Consider the following 15232-nt stretch of genomic DNA (forward strand, 5'->3'; position numbering starts at 1 on the left):
CTTTATATGCCTATTTTAACCGTTTCACATATTCATAAATCCGTTTCAGCATTCCGTCTTTATCTTCTCCTAATTCTCCACGGATTTTATCACCAAATCCCATATATGTATTGAATCCAAGCATATATACAGCCATTGCCATAGACAGCTCGTCGTTTTCATCACCATATAATGATGCCACTTTTCTCAATTCATCAATAACCGTATCATGTGGTACTTCAACACCGCCTTCTTCATTTACAACAGAATTGATTACCTCCGGCAATGCCATACACATCTTATAAAATGCATCTTCTTCACCAGTGAGAATTGCATAAAACTGATCCATACTCACACGACGAATCAATCTATGCTGTACATTTTTCCCATCAACTTTTGTTGACCATTTTATATTCTGTGATTTCTTTGCAATTGCTTCAACTAACAGACACGCACAATCATCGTCTTCCAGAATCTGTCCTTGCATTTTTATATATGTTTTTGCAGAAGATGCAGAGTTCATTGTATTATGTTTGTTCTTCATTTCTACATATATTGTATGTACAATATCTCCATCTGGCATTTGTATTCCATCTGGATTTCTGTAAATAACATCCCAGCCTGCTTGTGGGACTTCGCAACCTTTGAAATAAGAAAAAATATTCTGATGAAAATATCCTATATCATTATTATTAGACTTATCTCTCTGCCGGAAAATTTCATTATTTACAATTTCTTCCCAGCTTGTACGATACACCGATTTATCAAAAATCAACTTGATTGGATCAATCAGGTTACTATTGAACCGCTTCAAATCATACGATTCCAGTTTTTCTCCATATTTCATAATCGTTGCACGCACATGCTTCTTAAAATCTTCTTCTGATATAAAATCTAAATTCCACGCCATTTAATTTACCCCCTCTAATGATTTATGTATCTCTAGCCCAATTTCATATGCTAAATTGACAGGAACAGCATTTCCAACCTGTTTATACTGAGATTGAACACTTCCACAAAATTGCCATTCATCTGGAAATGTTTGACATCTTGCATTCTCACGTACCGTAAACGGTCTTGCTTCCAATGGATGACATCTTTCTGTTTGCTTCTGAGACGGTGAAGTCAATACCGTCAATGACGGTTCATCCAGGCTCATTCTCCTAAGAATCCCTGTTCTTCCGCCTTCCATATCCCAGCAACTTTTCATATATGCTTTTGCAATCTCCGGATCAATATCTCTCCAATATCCTCCAGGTGGAACCAATTCAAATATTTTCCTTTTATTTTCTCCATATGGTACCCCTGGTCCTTCTGGACAATCCAACAAAACATCTCTCAAAACAGGCTTATAATCATGTTCTTTTGGAAATGAGAATGAAACTTTTCCCACTAAATCATTTCTAATTCCAACAGTGATTAGTCTCTCTCTTTTCTGCGGCACACCAAAATCCCACGCATTTAAAATCTTTTTCTGAATGGTATATCCCGCCTGTTCAAAAATATTTGTTATTGTTGCATATGTTCTTCCCTTATCATGAGTCAGCAATCCTCGAACATTTTCAAATAAAAACATCTTTGGCTGTAGTTTTTGTAAAAAAGTTGCATAGTGATAAAAAAGTGTTCCTCTTGCATCTTCAAGTCCTAATCTTTTTCCAGCATAAGAAAAAGCCTGACACGGTGCTCCTCCCGATAATAAATCCAGTTCTCCTTTTTTTATACCAAAATAATCTTCCAAATCCAAACAAGATATATTAGCTATATCATCATGAATAACTCTCCAGTTCGGCCTATTGGTTTTCAAAGATTCTGCAGCATCTTTATCAAACTCTATTAGTCCCAATGGTTCAAATCCAGCTTTTTCTATCCCCAAAGCCAAACCTCCAGCTCCTGCAAACAGTTCTATGGTTGTAAATGCATCACTATCGATTTGTGGTGATTCTTCTTTTTTTATCTCTACAACATCTTCTATCTTGCAATTTAATGTAAAACATATTTTTTCTATTGATTCAAATGAAACTGGCTCATTCTTTCCTAATCGAGCTAATACATTAAAACTTATTCCTGACGCTTCCTTCAATTCTGTGCGGTTCATTTTTTTATCTATCAGTAATTTCCATAATTTGTCATAACAAATCGCCATTAAAATTCCTCCAAAATCAAAAATAGTACAACTCATATTTTATCATATCCCACAATTAGCAACAAGCAATTTTCTCACCATATCGTTAGATTTTCTCTCGTATGTTTCTTATCCCGTTTGCTATTTCTCCTGTTTTTTGATAATATATTGTCATCAGTTCAGTTAGAAAGAAGGTACCTATATGTCGCGCGATTCCGCTACTGTTTCAAACAATATGCGTAAGATCCACAGTAAAGATACTTCCATAGAACTCTTACTCCAAAAAGCTCTATGGTACAAAGGTTATCGCTATCGCAAAAATTATAAAGCTCTCCCTGGTTCTCCTGACATTGTTCTTACCAAATATAAAATTGCTATTTTTTGCGATAGTGAATTTTTTCACGGAAAGGATTGGGAAATTCTCAAGCTTCGTCTTGAAAAGGGTAAGAATCCAGACTTTTGGATCAAAAAAATTGAGCGAAATCGTAATCGTGATTATGAAAACGATAAAAAACTTCTATTTCTAGGCTATACTGTCCTTCACTTCTGGGGGCAAGACATTTCCAAACATACAGATGAATGTTTACAGGCCATTGAAGAAGCCATTTGGGATACAAAATTTTCTGATACAACCACTGACTATGATATATCTGAAGAATAACCCCTCCTATACAGGAGGCTGTCCACAACGCCTGCAGACAGCCTCTTTCCTACATAAAGATTATATTTTTATATACTATTTCTTCGGCAGTTGCTTTGATATTATTCATCCTCCTCACCCATTCCATCTGATCCCGCATCTTCAATTCTTCCGTCACTCCCCACCGTTCAGCCATCTGCTCCACCAGCATCTCAACTTTTTCTCTTGCTTCTTTGTCTACCTGATTCAGATACTCCGTCAGTTTCCCAGTCAGTACCAGATATTGATACTTGGCACTCCTGTGTTCCTTCAGAAACTGCTTTCGCATTATTCCATATTTTCCATATACCGGTTCTTCCTCATTGAGTTCCAAATCTGGCAGATAATAATCTCCATGCAATGTGTAGCTCAGTCCATTCTTTTCATCATAAATTTGTTTCTTCATATTCCTACAACTCCATTCCTCTGTACTTTGCTTTATTCTTCTTAATTTGTGCATTGTGTTCTTCATTTCGTTCTCTTGCCCATTGTATGCGGTCACCTATTTTTTTCGGCATCTGCTCTTTTTGCTTTTTCACTTCAAGTTCCGCCTGCATTCGGATATCGTCCTGCACCAATCTTTCTACCATATCTTTTCCTAACATGCGTAAAAGTCGATTGTATCTGTCCGCAAGTCCTTGCAGTATTTCTTTTTCACCGGATAATTTCTGATAATCTTTCTGAACTTCTGCCAGTTCCTTTTTTGTTTTTTCATGCTCTTGCTTTTTCTTCTGAAACTTACTTTTCCAACTATCTCTTTCTCTTGTGAGTTCTTTCACCTGTGCAGCCATCGCACCGATTTTGTTTTTCATTTCAATGAATAATGGTTTTATTTTCTTATCCCGGTAAGTTACCGCACGTTCCAATGCTGTAGCTTCCGGCAGAAATGTTTTGATCATTCCATATTCTTTTATTTCCTTACTGACATTATCCATCACTGGTTGCAGGAATTCTCTTCTGTCTTCAAGTTTTTTCAATTCCGTTTCTGCTTTCTCCGCACGTTTTTCCGCTATCTCTTTATCTTTCTGGAACTGAATTTTTTCTTCTTCCAGTAGCTTAATATCTGCCCTCGCTTCTGCAATCTGAGAAGTCAATCCTTCATTCTCCACTGTCAGATTTTCTTTTTTCTGCTCCAGTTCCTGCACTTCCTTTTTGCGTTCTTTTTTCTTGAAATTGTAAACATCCAGATGTTCTTCATGTGTGCCTTTCTGTTCCCATTCAATTCCATGCTGTTTTGCGATTTCAGCCAGCACTTCCTTTTCATGATTTATCCACTGATTCAGTTCTGTATCATGCTTATTTCCACCTTGAAATCCAAGACTTTTCAATGCCTGCTTCAGTGAAACTCTGGCATCCATTCCTTTTCCCTTCCAGTTGGTCACATAAGGAACAAAGTCAATATGCAGATGCGGAGTAGCTTCGTCCTGATGCAGATAGCAGCTAAATACCCGAAGTGTCGGATTCCGTTTCTGGAAGTCTTTCACATATTCGTCCAGTACCTTTACAGCCAGATTTCCTTCTAACGTTCCCACTGCCATATCCTCACGATTACCAATCTGGAATATTACTTCATGGAACAGCTTCTCCTGTTTGCCCTGTCGGATTTTTTCATAATAATTTGCAATCTGCCGGTCCTTTCTTTTCCCGACATTGTATCTCTCCGTAGCATCGTCAAACAGTTCCTTATAAACTTCTTTCAGATTCTCATTCTTATAACAAATGTTCAATTGCACTCTGTCCGGATCTACATTTTCTGCTACAAAATCCCGTCTGTTATGAGCCAGTGAACCGGCTCCGATCATGCCACTGATTGTCCGTTTCATCATAAATTTTCTCACCTCTTTTCTACTCGAGTGCCAGACATGGCACATAATTTTTATTTACGCCAGTTATGGCGATATTTAAGAAATTTTCGCCGGATACGGCGGTTTTGTTACTTTTGTCAAAAGTAACGCAAAAGCACTTTCGACAGCCGTACCGTCCATCAAAAGTCCCCTTGCGCCCTGCCGGGGGCATAACGTCCTTATGGACGTCTGTTCTGCACCGACCGAAGTGGATCATAGATCTGTTTATTCTGGTATCCTCGCCTGCACATATTCCAAATCTCCACAATAAGGCGTTCCCACCAGATACCATTCTCTTGCCAGATTCATCTCCATTCTGGTCTGTACCCATTCATCATCTACCAGCACTTCTAGTCCTTCTCCGCAGTAAAATCCTGTATCAATCCATAAATCTGATGATAATAATCCATATCTTCCATTGCTGCTGTTATATCCTAATCTTCCCTGTTTCATCATTTTCTGCTCCTTTCCAGTCTGTAAACGGAATTTGTAAACGGAGTTCAAAAGATTTTAAAAGTTAACGTTTTAAGTTTTTTCTTCAAGTTCCGTTTACATCGTTTACAATAATCTTTACTCAAACGGTATTTCCAACTGTTCCGGTACTTCTATAAATCCGTCTTTATCTTTCTTCACCGAATCTTTCATCCGTTTCCATGACCGCTGTATTCCATATTCCTTTCCGAATCGATGTGTACCATGTGGTTTCCAGCCTACAATCGCATTGTTCATAATATTGGCAATTTCTTTACCTTCCCACTGTTTCATTTCTCCGGTTCGATGTAGCGCTTCATCGAACAGAATTCTTGTACATACATAATCGTCATCGTAATCATCAAGAAATGCCTGTATGATTCCGGCATTGGTATCTTCCGGCATAAATTCTTTCTGCAGACGCTTTGCCTCTTCCTCAATTTCCTTTGTAAATCCTAAGAACACATTTCCCTGTCGATACAATACCATTGCCTCTGCCCAGGCCTGTTCGATATAGGCTTTGCTCTCTGCCTCATTGTCCAGAATATGAACTTCTGCTTTCGACATATCTGTCATCACCGGAGCAAATCGTCTGTTTCCGGTTCTGTCCAGTGGGAGGAAATTCAGATCATTTGAAGTACCGCAAAATACACACTGTCGTGGTCTGTCTTCCGGGTGAACTTCATAAGGTACTTTGTAAGTTTCTTTCTGTCTGCTCAGAAACGATTTAATCTGTTCAATATTCTTTGCTGTGATAGTTGCCTTCATTTCTCCCATTTCGATAATCCAGTGATTCTGCAGTTTTCTGTAAATATTTTCATCGTCCAGATGATCCAGATTGTCACTGAACCATTCTTCTTTTATCGCCAGATACTTGAAAAATGTGGACTTTCCGGCTCCCTGGCTTCCAACCAGACACAGCATAATATCATACTTTATTCCCGGTTCATAAATTCTTGAAATCGCTGCCAGCATGTGCATTTTCATTACTCCGATTGTGTATTTGCTCTTTTCTGCTCCCAGGAAATGCGAAAGCATATTTTCTATTCTTGGAATTCCGTCCCAGACCAGACTCTCCAGATAATCCCTAATTGGATGATATTTATTTTCATTGGAAACAATATCTATTCCTGCTTTGATCACACGCTCACTTGTTAGTTCATAATTTTCTTCCAGATACATCTTCAGATTATTTTCATCAGTATCTGTAACCGTAGGACTGTTATTCCTCCGCTCCCAGGGAACCTCTTTTACAATGTCCATTCTTCCAGAAAGTTCATTTCGTTTAATCGCTTTTTTCAATACCGGATCATTTTGAAGTACGGTTACACAATTTCTAATTGTCTGCTTTGTTCTTCCTTTATCCGTATGCTCCAACATATTATTGACATCTTCTGTTGTAAGCATTTCCTCGTTCACAATATCTTCTAATTCCATCAAGGACTTCTCGCTGATATTCGTTAATTCTTTTTTCAATTTTTTCAACCTCCCTTCTCTTCATCTTGAAAAACTCTACAATCTCTTCTCCTGTTCCAAACATCAGCACGTCCAGATAGTCATTTATCTTTCTTTCATTTGCCAATGCCTCCGTAAATAATTCGTGCCACTCTTCATCTGGTTCTGGTTTGTAAAACTCTTTCCAGAACTGAATCCATTTCAGATATCTGATCAGCACGTCTGTTGCATGTTTCAACCACTGCTCCAGTTTTTCTCTGATCATCACAACTTTAGGTTTCTTTGATATCAAAGTATTCCTGCTTTGGTGCGTCCTTTTGTATTTGTTTCTGTCTTCGATTTTTATATCCAATCCAAAATCTTCTATCATCTTTTTCGCAGCTTCATACTGTGATATTCCAAATAACCTTGCTGTAAAATCTATCGCATCACCGCCCACTCCACATGCAAAGCAATGATATATTTTATCTGCCTTCATACTTGGGTGTCGGTCTTTATGAAACGGACAACATGCCATTCCATTTCCCTTTACTTTAATCCCGTAATGCTCCGCAGCCTGTCTCGCTGTCACACATCCTTTTACCTGTTCAAATAATGTCACTTCTACCTCCTGCCCCTCCGGGCAAGTCTCTGATGAACAGATATTCGGGAATTGTTGTATCTTTCAATTCGTGATATACTTAATCTGCCAAGATGGTATATCAGTGAATCTGATTATCAGAGAACTTGCTCAGATATTTTGTCTGGGCTTTTTCTTTTTGTCTGTCAGTAGTCATAGCTTTTGCTCCTTACACAAATCTCCTTGTAGGAATAATGATGATTTCAAATTTGCTTCCGTCCTCTAATTCAAGAAGAATCACATAATCTGAATCCCGCTCCGGTAAAATGGAACTTATTTTCAGCTTCTTACTGTAGTTAATTGCATCAAATATTTTTCCGACTACTTTCTTTGTTTTCATTTGCTTCTTTTCCTCCGTATTAACGTTTATTGTCCAGCATCTCAGCAACTTTTTTCTGCTGTGACGGGTACAGATGCCCATAAGTGTTCAATGTCATCTGAATGTCTTTGTGCCCCAGCCTTTCCTTGATAATCAGCGGTTCTACGCCCTGGTAGATCAGATATGCCACATGGCTGTGACGGATATCGTGCACTCTGATTGGTTTTACACCGGTCAGTGCTTCATATTTCTTAAGACGTTTCTGCAGTGTTCTCGCCACAATCGGGAACAACCGTTGATCTTCCGGAAATCCATAATGCTTCTTTGCATACTCCTGTACCTCTTCCTTAAGAAAATTAGGAATATCAATGGTACGGACTGAATTTTCTGTTTTAGGAGTATCAATCACATCTCTTTTCCTGATCCGGTTATAAGTCTTATTGATATGCAGGAGATTTCCACTCATCTCAAAATCTGAAAGACTCAATGCCAGAAGTTCTCCTTCCCTGATTCCTGTCCAAAACAGAATTTCAAATATCAGATAATCTTCACTCCCCGGCTCAATCCCGGCAATAAATCTGTCGTATTCTGCCTTCGTCCAGAATTTCAGCTTGTTGGCATCTGATTTCCCCATCTTTTTTACTTTCTTACATGGATTTTCCTTCAGATTGTAAATTTTCTGTGCATGATTAAACAGTGCATTTAACTGATTCTGGATCATACGCTCATAAGTCTTGCTGTATCCTTTTTCCTGAATGGTATTCTGCCACTGGATAATCTCTGCCGGTGTGATCTCATTCATTTTTCTTATTCCAAAATACGGAACAATGTGCTTGTTCATCATGTGCTGCTTATTGCGGATTGAATTTTCTTTCAGTTCATTCTTTTTATCTTCAAAATAGACTTGAATAAAACTGTTCATCTCCATTTTCATATCTGCCGCAGTCTTTCTTATGAATTCCTTTTCATAATTCAATGCTTCTTTCTTGGTCTTGAACCCTCTTTTCAGCTTCTGCGTTTTCTTTCCTGTCCAGTCAATATAGCGGAAACTCACATACCAGGTTCCCTGTGTTTTGTCTTTGTAAGCTGACATCTTAAAACCTCCTTCATACTGCTCTCTGAGAGCATCCATAAAATTTTGTTTCCCAGTAGGGACGTGGAATTTTTCCACGAACTGCCACATATCCTTCCTTTGCCAGTTCATCATTAAGCTGCTTCAGAATGGAATATGCTTTACTGCGTTTCACACCTAATTCTTCCATGACATCATCAACAGTCATCATATAATTAGTTCTCATAGTGTCCTCCTTTCCAGTCACTTTTGTGACTCTTTTGATGTTTTCTACTATAATTCACTTTTGTGACTTTGTCAATATCCTTTTGCGAATTTTATTTTTATATTCCACTCTACATTTTCATACTCTACGAAAATCAACCTCTTTCGTATCATTCACTTTTGTGCTAGAATAGAAGCACAAATATTATTAAGGAGGCAGCATTATGGTTGGTAAAAAAATCCGGGCATTCCGGGAATTTAGAGGATACAGTCAGATACAGTTAGCCGAGCTGTCCGGCATTAACGTAGGAACAATCAGAAAATATGAACTGGGAATCCGGAATCCGAAACCGGATCAGTTAGAAAAGATAGCAACTGCACTGGGATTAAATGTAAGTGTTTTTCTGAATTTTAATATTGAAACAGTCGGAGATGTACTCTCTCTGCTGTTTTCTATTGATGATTCAGTGAACCTCTCACTTGCTGAAACACCTGATCAGAAGGTTGCGCTGACATTCGATAATCCTACAATGCAGGACTTTTTCAGGAAATGGTGTCAATTTAAAAATGTCTATGAAAAGGAAAAAGCTGAAATATTAGCTATTGAAGATAAAAATAAAAAACAAGAAGAACTGGATAAGCTCAACGCTACCCAGGAAGAATGGAAACTACGTGCCATGGGAACTACGATAGGTTGTCATACCATCGTTAAGAAGGGCACTGAAGGTAATGACATTAAGACGTATGATCTGACTTAATCCACAATCACATCTCTGATTTGTGAATAAATTCACTTTATCTGTTATCATATTTGCGAAAATTATATATTTTGTTATCATTCTGTTATCACAAACGGTTGTCAGGACACTCTCCCGGCAACCGTTTTTCTATGCCGTTCGTTATTCTTTTCCGCCCTTTTATATATTTCTAGGCAACAGAAAAACCCGTAGAACCGAAGTTCTACGGGTATCTTACGTTTGGACACAACGTTATCTTGCGATAACAAATCTATATTCAGATTGTATTACTCGATGATTGTAGCAACACGTCCTGATCCTACAGTACGTCCACCCTCACGGATAGCGAATGTAAGACCCTGGCTCATAGCGATTGGGTGGATGAGCTCGATTGTCATCTCTACGTTATCACCAGGCATGCACATCTCTGTACCAGCTGGAAGGTTACATACACCTGTAACGTCTGTTGTTCTGAAGTAGAACTGTGGACGATAGTTGTTGAAGAATGGTGTATGACGACCACCCTCGTCCTTTGTCAGAACGTAAACCTGTGCTGTGAACTTTGTATGACATGTAATTGAACCTGGCTTACAAAGAACCTGTCCTCTTACGATATCCTCTCTCTTGATACCACGAAGAAGGGCACCGATGTTATCACCAGCCTGACCTTCGTCAAGGAGCTTTCTGAACATCTCGATACCTGTTACTGTTGTCTTCTGGATCTCTGGCTTGATACCAACGATCTCAACTTCATCATTGAGGTGAATTACACCAGCCTCTACTCTACCAGTAGCAACTGTACCACGACCTGTGATTGTGAATACGTCCTCTACAGGCATGATGAATGGCTTATCTGTATCTCTCTGTGGATCTGGAATATATGAATCAATTGTATCCATAAGCTCCATGATCTTGTCTCCCCAAGGTCCCATTGGATCCTCAAGAGCCTTAAGAGCTGAACCCTTAACGATAGGACAATCATTGAATCCGTACTCCTCAAGCTGCTCTGTAACTTCCATCTCAACGAGCTCGATAAGCTCCTCATCGTCTACCATATCACACTTGTTAAGGAATACAACGATGTAAGGAACACCAACCTGACGTGAAAGAAGGATATGCTCCTTTGTCTGAGCCATAACACCATCAGTAGCAGCAACAACAAGGATAGCACCATCCATCTGAGCTGCACCAGTGATCATGTTCTTAACGTAGTCAGCATGTCCTGGACAGTCAACGTGTGCGTAATGTCTCTTCTCTGTCTCGTACTCAACGTGAGCTGTAGAGATAGTGATACCTCTTTCTCTCTCCTCTGGAGCCTTATCAATGTTCTCGAAATCTGTAGCTGTGTTACCAGCAACTCTCTCTGAAAGAACCTTTGTGATAGCAGCTGTAAGAGTAGTCTTACCGTGATCTACGTGTCCGATTGTACCGATGTTACAATGTGGCTTACTTCTATTAAACTTTTCCTTTGCCATGATATAAAATCCTCCTTAAAATTTTACCCCACGCGGGTTACTCGGCTAAAAATCATTATATAGAAAATACTAGAGATTTTCAACCATTTTTTATCTCTTTATACCAGCAGGCTAACGATATGTAATCTTTAACCTGCCAGCATATATAATTTTTTATTTATATGACCTGAAAGACCAGGAAAATGTCTTTCGTCAAATATCTTACTTAGAATGCTCTGCGATAACCTTCTCCTGAATGCTCTTTGGACACTGAGCGTACTTCTCAAAGAACATTGAGTAGTTACCACGACCCTGTGTTGATGAACGAAGCTCTGTTGAGTATCCGAACATCTCTGCAAGTGGAACGAATGCTCTGACGATCTTACCACCGCCGATATCATCCATACCCTCGATCTGGCCTCTCTTAGCATTTAAGCTTCCGATTACATCACCGAGGTACTCCTCAGGCATTGTAACCTCAACCTTCATGATAGGCTCAAGAAGAACTGGGTCAGCCTTAGCCATAGCCTCCTTGAATGCCATAGAACCAGCGATGTGGAATGCCATCTCTGATGAATCGACCTCATGGTATGATCCATCGTATACGTTAGCATAAACACCAAGTACTGGGTAGCCGCCAAGGATACCAGCCTTAGCTGCCTCTTCGATACCCTCTCCAACTGCTGGGATGTACTCCTTAGGAATAGCACCACCGACAACTGTTGACTCGAACTTGAATGTCTCCTCACCGTTAGGATCCATAGGCTCGAACTTAACCTTACAATGACCGTACTGTCCACGACCACCTGACTGCTTAGCATACTTGCTGTCGATATCAACTGGCTTTGTGAATGTCTCCTTGTAAGCAACCTGAGGTGCACCAACGTTTGCCTCAACCTTGAACTCACGGAGAAGACGATCAACGATAACCTCAAGGTGAAGCTCACCCATTCCGGCAATGATTGTCTGTCCTGTCTCTTTGTCTGTATGAGCCTTGAATGTAGGATCCTCCTCAGCAAGCTTTGCGAGTGCCTCACCCATCTTACCCTGATCATTCTTGGTCTTAGGCTCGATAGCAAGCTCGATAACTGGCTCTGGGAATTCCATTGACTCAAGGATAACTGGATGCTGCTCATCACAGATTGTGTCACCTGTAGTTGTAAGCTTGAAACCTACAGCAGCTGCGATATCTCCTGAGTAAACCTTATCAATCTCTTTACGAGCGTTGGCATGCATCTGTACGATACGTCCTACACGCTCCTTCTTATCCTTTGTTGCATTCAGTACATATGAACCTGAGTTCAGTGTACCTGAGTAAACTCTGAAGAATGCAAGCTTTCCAACGAATGGATCTGTCATGATTTTGAATGCAAGAGCTGAGAATGGCTCATCATCTGATGAATGACGAACAACCTCGTTACCGTCTGGATCAACACCTGTGATATCAGGGATATCTGTTGGTGCCGGCATGTACTCGATAACACCGTCAAGCATCTTCTGAACACCCTTGTTCTTGTAAGCTGAACCAAGGAATACAGGAACTGCCTCACATGCGATAGTTGCTCTACGAAGAACCTTCTTCATCTCATCGATTGATGGCTCCTCGCCCTCAAGGTACATCATCATTAAGTCGTCATCTAACTCGCAGATCTTCTCGACAAGGTTCTCATGCCACTTGTCTGCAAGCTCCTTAAGGTCATCAGGGATAGTTGTGATCTCGATGTCCTCGCCCTTATCATCTTTGTAGTAGTATGCTTCCATCTCGAACAGATCGATCAGACCGATGAAGTCTGACTCTTTTCCGATAGGGATCTGTACTGGAATTGCATTCTTGCCCAGACGATCAATGATTGTCTGAACTGAGTAGAAAAAGTCTGCACCCATTTTATCCATCTTGTTGATGAATGCCATACGAGGTACATTGTATGTGTCAGCCTGACGCCATACGTTCTCTGACTGAGGCTCTACACCAGCCTTAGCATCAAATACACCTACAGCTCCGTCAAGTACACGAAGTGAACGCTCAACCTCAACAGTGAAGTCAACGTGTCCCGGAGTATCGATGATGTTGATTCTGTGCTCTAACGCGCCAGCCTTTGGTTTGTGATGATCCTCAAGTGTCCAGTGACATGTTGTAGCAGCTGAAGTAATTGTTATACCTCTCTCCTGCTCCTGCTCCATCCAGTCCATGGTAGCTGTACCGTCATGAGTATCACCAATCTTATAGTTAACACCAGTATAGTATAAGATACGCTCTGTAAGAGTTGTCTTACCTGCATCGATATGAGCCATAATACCAATGTTTCTTGTTCTGTCCAATGGATATTCTCTTCCAGCCAACGGATTGTCCTCCTTTTGCTAATTTTCGTAACACATCTATTGTGTCCCATATACACATAAGCATGCATGCAAATGCATTCTCACACAGATAATTAGAATCTGTAGTGAGCGAATGCCTTGTTTGCCTCTGCCATCTTGTGCATGTCTTCTTTTCTCTTTACAGATGCACCTGTGTTGTTAGCTGCATCCATGATCTCCTTCGCAAGTCTCTCTTCCATAGTCTTCTCACTTCTTGCACGTGAGAAAGCTGTTAACCAACGAAGTCCGAGAGCCTGTCTTCTGTCAGGTCTTACATCGATAGGTACCTGATATGTTGCACCACCGATACGTCTAGCCTTAACCTCGAGGAGTGGCATGATGTTGTTCATAGCCTCTTCGAATACCTCTAATGCAGGCTTACCAGTCTCTTCTGCGATACGATCAAATGCACCGTAGACGATCTTCTGTGCTACACCCTTCTTACCATCTAACATAATGTTGTTGATAAGCTTTGTAACGACCTTATTGTTGTAAATTGGATCCGCTAATACGTCTCTCTTTGCGATATGTCCTTTACGTGGCACGGTTCTTCCCTCCTTAATTATTTATTAAATCTTCGGTACTCACATTCTCTCTATAATTATGGAATGTGTTCGTGCTGTTATCTGTCTTAATTGTTTCTATCTGAATTATTATCTATATAAAAACATGACCTTACCAGCACAAATTAGAATTGTGTTCTAGCATGTTTTATTTTGCATCCTTAGGACGCTTTGCACCATACTTTGAACGAGCCTGACGTCTCTTTGCTACACCTGCTGTATCAAGAGTACCTCTGATGATATGGTATCTTGTACCAGGTAAGTCCTTTACTCTTCCACCACGGATAAGTACAACGCTATGCTCCTGAAGGTTATGACCCTCACCAGGGATATAACTTGTTACTTCGATTCCGTTTGAAAGACGTACTCTGGCGATCTTTCTAAGAGCTGAGTTAGGCTTCTTAGGAGTAGCTGTCTTAACTGCTGTACAAACTCCTCTCTTCTGTGGTGAGCTTGTCTCTACTGGCTTCTTCTTGAGTGAGTTGAAACTTCTCTGAAGAGCTGGTGCAGTTGACTTCTTCTCTACTGTCTGTCTTCCTTTTCTAACTAACTGGTTAAATGTTGGCATGTTTTCACCTCCTGTATATAAATTAAAAATGATAAAGCATGTTTTTACGCATGCTTTATCATTATATAGTCGAGTATTTTCTCTGTCAAGCATTTATTTGACAAATATTTTCTTAACGAACTCAAAGACTCTCTCTGTTTCCATTGCCAGTCTGGCTTGATCAAATTCTGTATAACCTTCATTTACAAGAAACGCCTGTCCCATTATATATTTGTGCATTTCCTCATTTATCTGATCTGCAACAATCTCATCACAGTGAAGTGTCTCAACTAACATCTTCTCTGTCCTGGTATCCTTAAACAGTCCATGTCCCGAGTCATTGTCTGCAACGAACTGTCTGAACAACACCCTCTCACTGTCTGCAAACTCACAGACAATAGTGGTCTGGCTGACATAATCCGCATTCTCTTTCTTACACAGACTTGTCTTCAGGGAACCGTAAACCTCATTTATACGCTCTGTTGTAATCTCTATAACAGCTCCCATATCAACAAAATTCTCATATATTGGTTGTGTTGAACAGGAAATCTCTTTTGCCAGTTTTCTTGCTGTTATTGCGGCAATTCCTTCTCTTCTGGCAAGGTTATACGCCGCTTCTAATATACCTTCTTTATTGATTTTCTTTACAGCAGCCATATTATTCCATTTCTTTCTTACTAAATATTTCCAAAAAGAAATCCGGCATATTCTATTTCTCACAGGTATATCTGAATACCTTTATGAGAAATTGACATATCCCGGATTCCCCTTATATCCTTCATGTCGAGCAGCTTCGCAGCCACTACTTT

17 protein-coding genes are annotated in these 15232 nt (G+C 39.9%); 2 read left to right on the forward strand and 15 right to left on the reverse strand.

Going from position 1 to position 15232, the window contains the following annotated elements:
• Positions 1 to 10: 10 nt before the first annotated feature.
• Positions 11 to 889: an Eco47II family restriction endonuclease gene (locus OCV54_RS12735; RefSeq protein WP_009461554.1), complete on the reverse strand. Its 879-nt coding sequence runs from the start codon at positions 887 to 889 to the stop codon at positions 11 to 13.
• The gene (gene dcm, locus OCV54_RS12740; protein WP_055224406.1) at positions 890 to 2122 is read right to left on the reverse strand and encodes a DNA cytosine methyltransferase; all 1233 of its coding nucleotides are present in this window, start codon (positions 2120 to 2122) and stop codon (positions 890 to 892) included. It lies immediately after the preceding gene.
• Positions 2123 to 2303: 181 nt separating this feature from the next.
• On the opposite strand from dcm, the gene OCV54_RS12745 reads away from it, so the two are divergent.
• Positions 2304 to 2762: a very short patch repair endonuclease gene (locus OCV54_RS12745; protein ID WP_055224408.1), complete on the forward strand. Its 459-nt coding sequence runs from the start codon at positions 2304 to 2306 to the stop codon at positions 2760 to 2762.
• A 49-nt stretch (positions 2763 to 2811) separates the two neighbouring features.
• Here the strand turns inward: OCV54_RS12745 and OCV54_RS12750 are convergent, their stop codons facing one another.
• The 8 genes from OCV54_RS12750 to OCV54_RS12785 all read right to left on the reverse strand — a co-directional run bounded on the left by OCV54_RS12750 (position 2812) and on the right by OCV54_RS12785 (position 8786).
• A complete protein-coding gene (locus tag OCV54_RS12750; protein ID WP_055224410.1) occupies positions 2812 to 3186 on the reverse strand; it encodes a TnpV protein in 375 nt (124 codons plus the stop codon).
• A 4-nt stretch (positions 3187 to 3190) separates the two neighbouring features.
• Positions 3191 to 4606, reverse strand: a complete 1416-nt coding sequence (locus OCV54_RS12755) for a plasmid recombination protein (RefSeq protein WP_278319905.1) — start codon at positions 4604 to 4606, stop codon at positions 3191 to 3193.
• 243 nt (positions 4607 to 4849) lie between these two features.
• Positions 4850 to 5077, reverse strand: a complete 228-nt coding sequence (locus tag OCV54_RS12760) for a DUF5348 domain-containing protein (RefSeq protein ID WP_055224414.1) — start codon at positions 5075 to 5077, stop codon at positions 4850 to 4852.
• A 117-nt stretch (positions 5078 to 5194) separates the two neighbouring features.
• On the reverse strand, positions 5195 to 6532 hold the full coding sequence (locus OCV54_RS12765) for a virulence-associated E family protein (RefSeq protein WP_055224416.1): 1338 nt from the start codon (positions 6530 to 6532) through the stop codon (positions 5195 to 5197).
• Positions 6477 to 7151: a CHC2 zinc finger domain-containing protein gene (locus OCV54_RS12770; protein ID WP_021740490.1), complete on the reverse strand. Its 675-nt coding sequence runs from the start codon at positions 7149 to 7151 to the stop codon at positions 6477 to 6479. Before OCV54_RS12770 ends, OCV54_RS12765 begins: the two co-directional genes overlap by 56 nt.
• 187 nt (positions 7152 to 7338) lie before the next feature.
• Positions 7339 to 7509 (reverse strand): hypothetical protein, encoded by a 171-nt coding sequence (locus tag OCV54_RS12775; RefSeq protein ID WP_172678750.1) that lies wholly within the window; start codon positions 7507 to 7509, stop codon positions 7339 to 7341.
• 19 nt (positions 7510 to 7528) lie between these two features.
• Positions 7529 to 8581, reverse strand: coding sequence for a site-specific integrase (locus OCV54_RS12780; protein WP_055224419.1), 1053 nt, complete (start codon positions 8579 to 8581; stop codon positions 7529 to 7531).
• 13 nt (positions 8582 to 8594) lie between these two features.
• Positions 8595 to 8786, reverse strand: coding sequence for a helix-turn-helix domain-containing protein (locus OCV54_RS12785; RefSeq protein WP_009243123.1), 192 nt, complete (start codon positions 8784 to 8786; stop codon positions 8595 to 8597).
• Between the two features lie 202 nt (positions 8787 to 8988).
• Between OCV54_RS12785 and OCV54_RS12790 the strand changes: the two genes are divergently transcribed.
• On the forward strand, positions 8989 to 9522 hold the full coding sequence (locus OCV54_RS12790) for a helix-turn-helix domain-containing protein (protein ID WP_055224421.1): 534 nt from the start codon (positions 8989 to 8991) through the stop codon (positions 9520 to 9522).
• Positions 9523 to 9788: 266 nt separating this feature from the next.
• Here OCV54_RS12790 and tuf read toward each other — a convergent pair whose 3' ends face one another.
• From tuf to OCV54_RS12815, 5 genes are all read right to left on the reverse strand, one after another.
• A complete protein-coding gene (gene tuf / locus OCV54_RS12795; protein WP_004850603.1) occupies positions 9789 to 10976 on the reverse strand; it encodes an elongation factor Tu in 1188 nt (395 codons plus the stop codon).
• Between the two features lie 201 nt (positions 10977 to 11177).
• The gene (gene fusA, locus OCV54_RS12800) at positions 11178 to 13295 is read right to left on the reverse strand and encodes an elongation factor G (protein WP_071849530.1); all 2118 of its coding nucleotides are present in this window, start codon (positions 13293 to 13295) and stop codon (positions 11178 to 11180) included.
• 92 nt (positions 13296 to 13387) lie between these two features.
• The gene (gene rpsG, locus OCV54_RS12805) at positions 13388 to 13858 is read right to left on the reverse strand and encodes a 30S ribosomal protein S7 (RefSeq protein WP_004850607.1); all 471 of its coding nucleotides are present in this window, start codon (positions 13856 to 13858) and stop codon (positions 13388 to 13390) included.
• A 166-nt stretch (positions 13859 to 14024) separates the two neighbouring features.
• Positions 14025 to 14444, reverse strand: coding sequence for a 30S ribosomal protein S12 (gene rpsL, locus OCV54_RS12810; RefSeq protein WP_004850608.1), 420 nt, complete (start codon positions 14442 to 14444; stop codon positions 14025 to 14027).
• A gap of 93 nt (positions 14445 to 14537) precedes the next feature.
• On the reverse strand, positions 14538 to 15080 hold the full coding sequence (locus OCV54_RS12815; protein ID WP_022216323.1) for a hypothetical protein: 543 nt from the start codon (positions 15078 to 15080) through the stop codon (positions 14538 to 14540).
• Positions 15081 to 15232 lie beyond the last annotated feature (152 nt).

Origin of the sequence: Coprococcus aceti (assembly GCF_025567285.1) — a bacterium.
Lineage (GTDB): Bacteria > Bacillota > Clostridia > Lachnospirales > Lachnospiraceae > Coprococcus > Coprococcus aceti.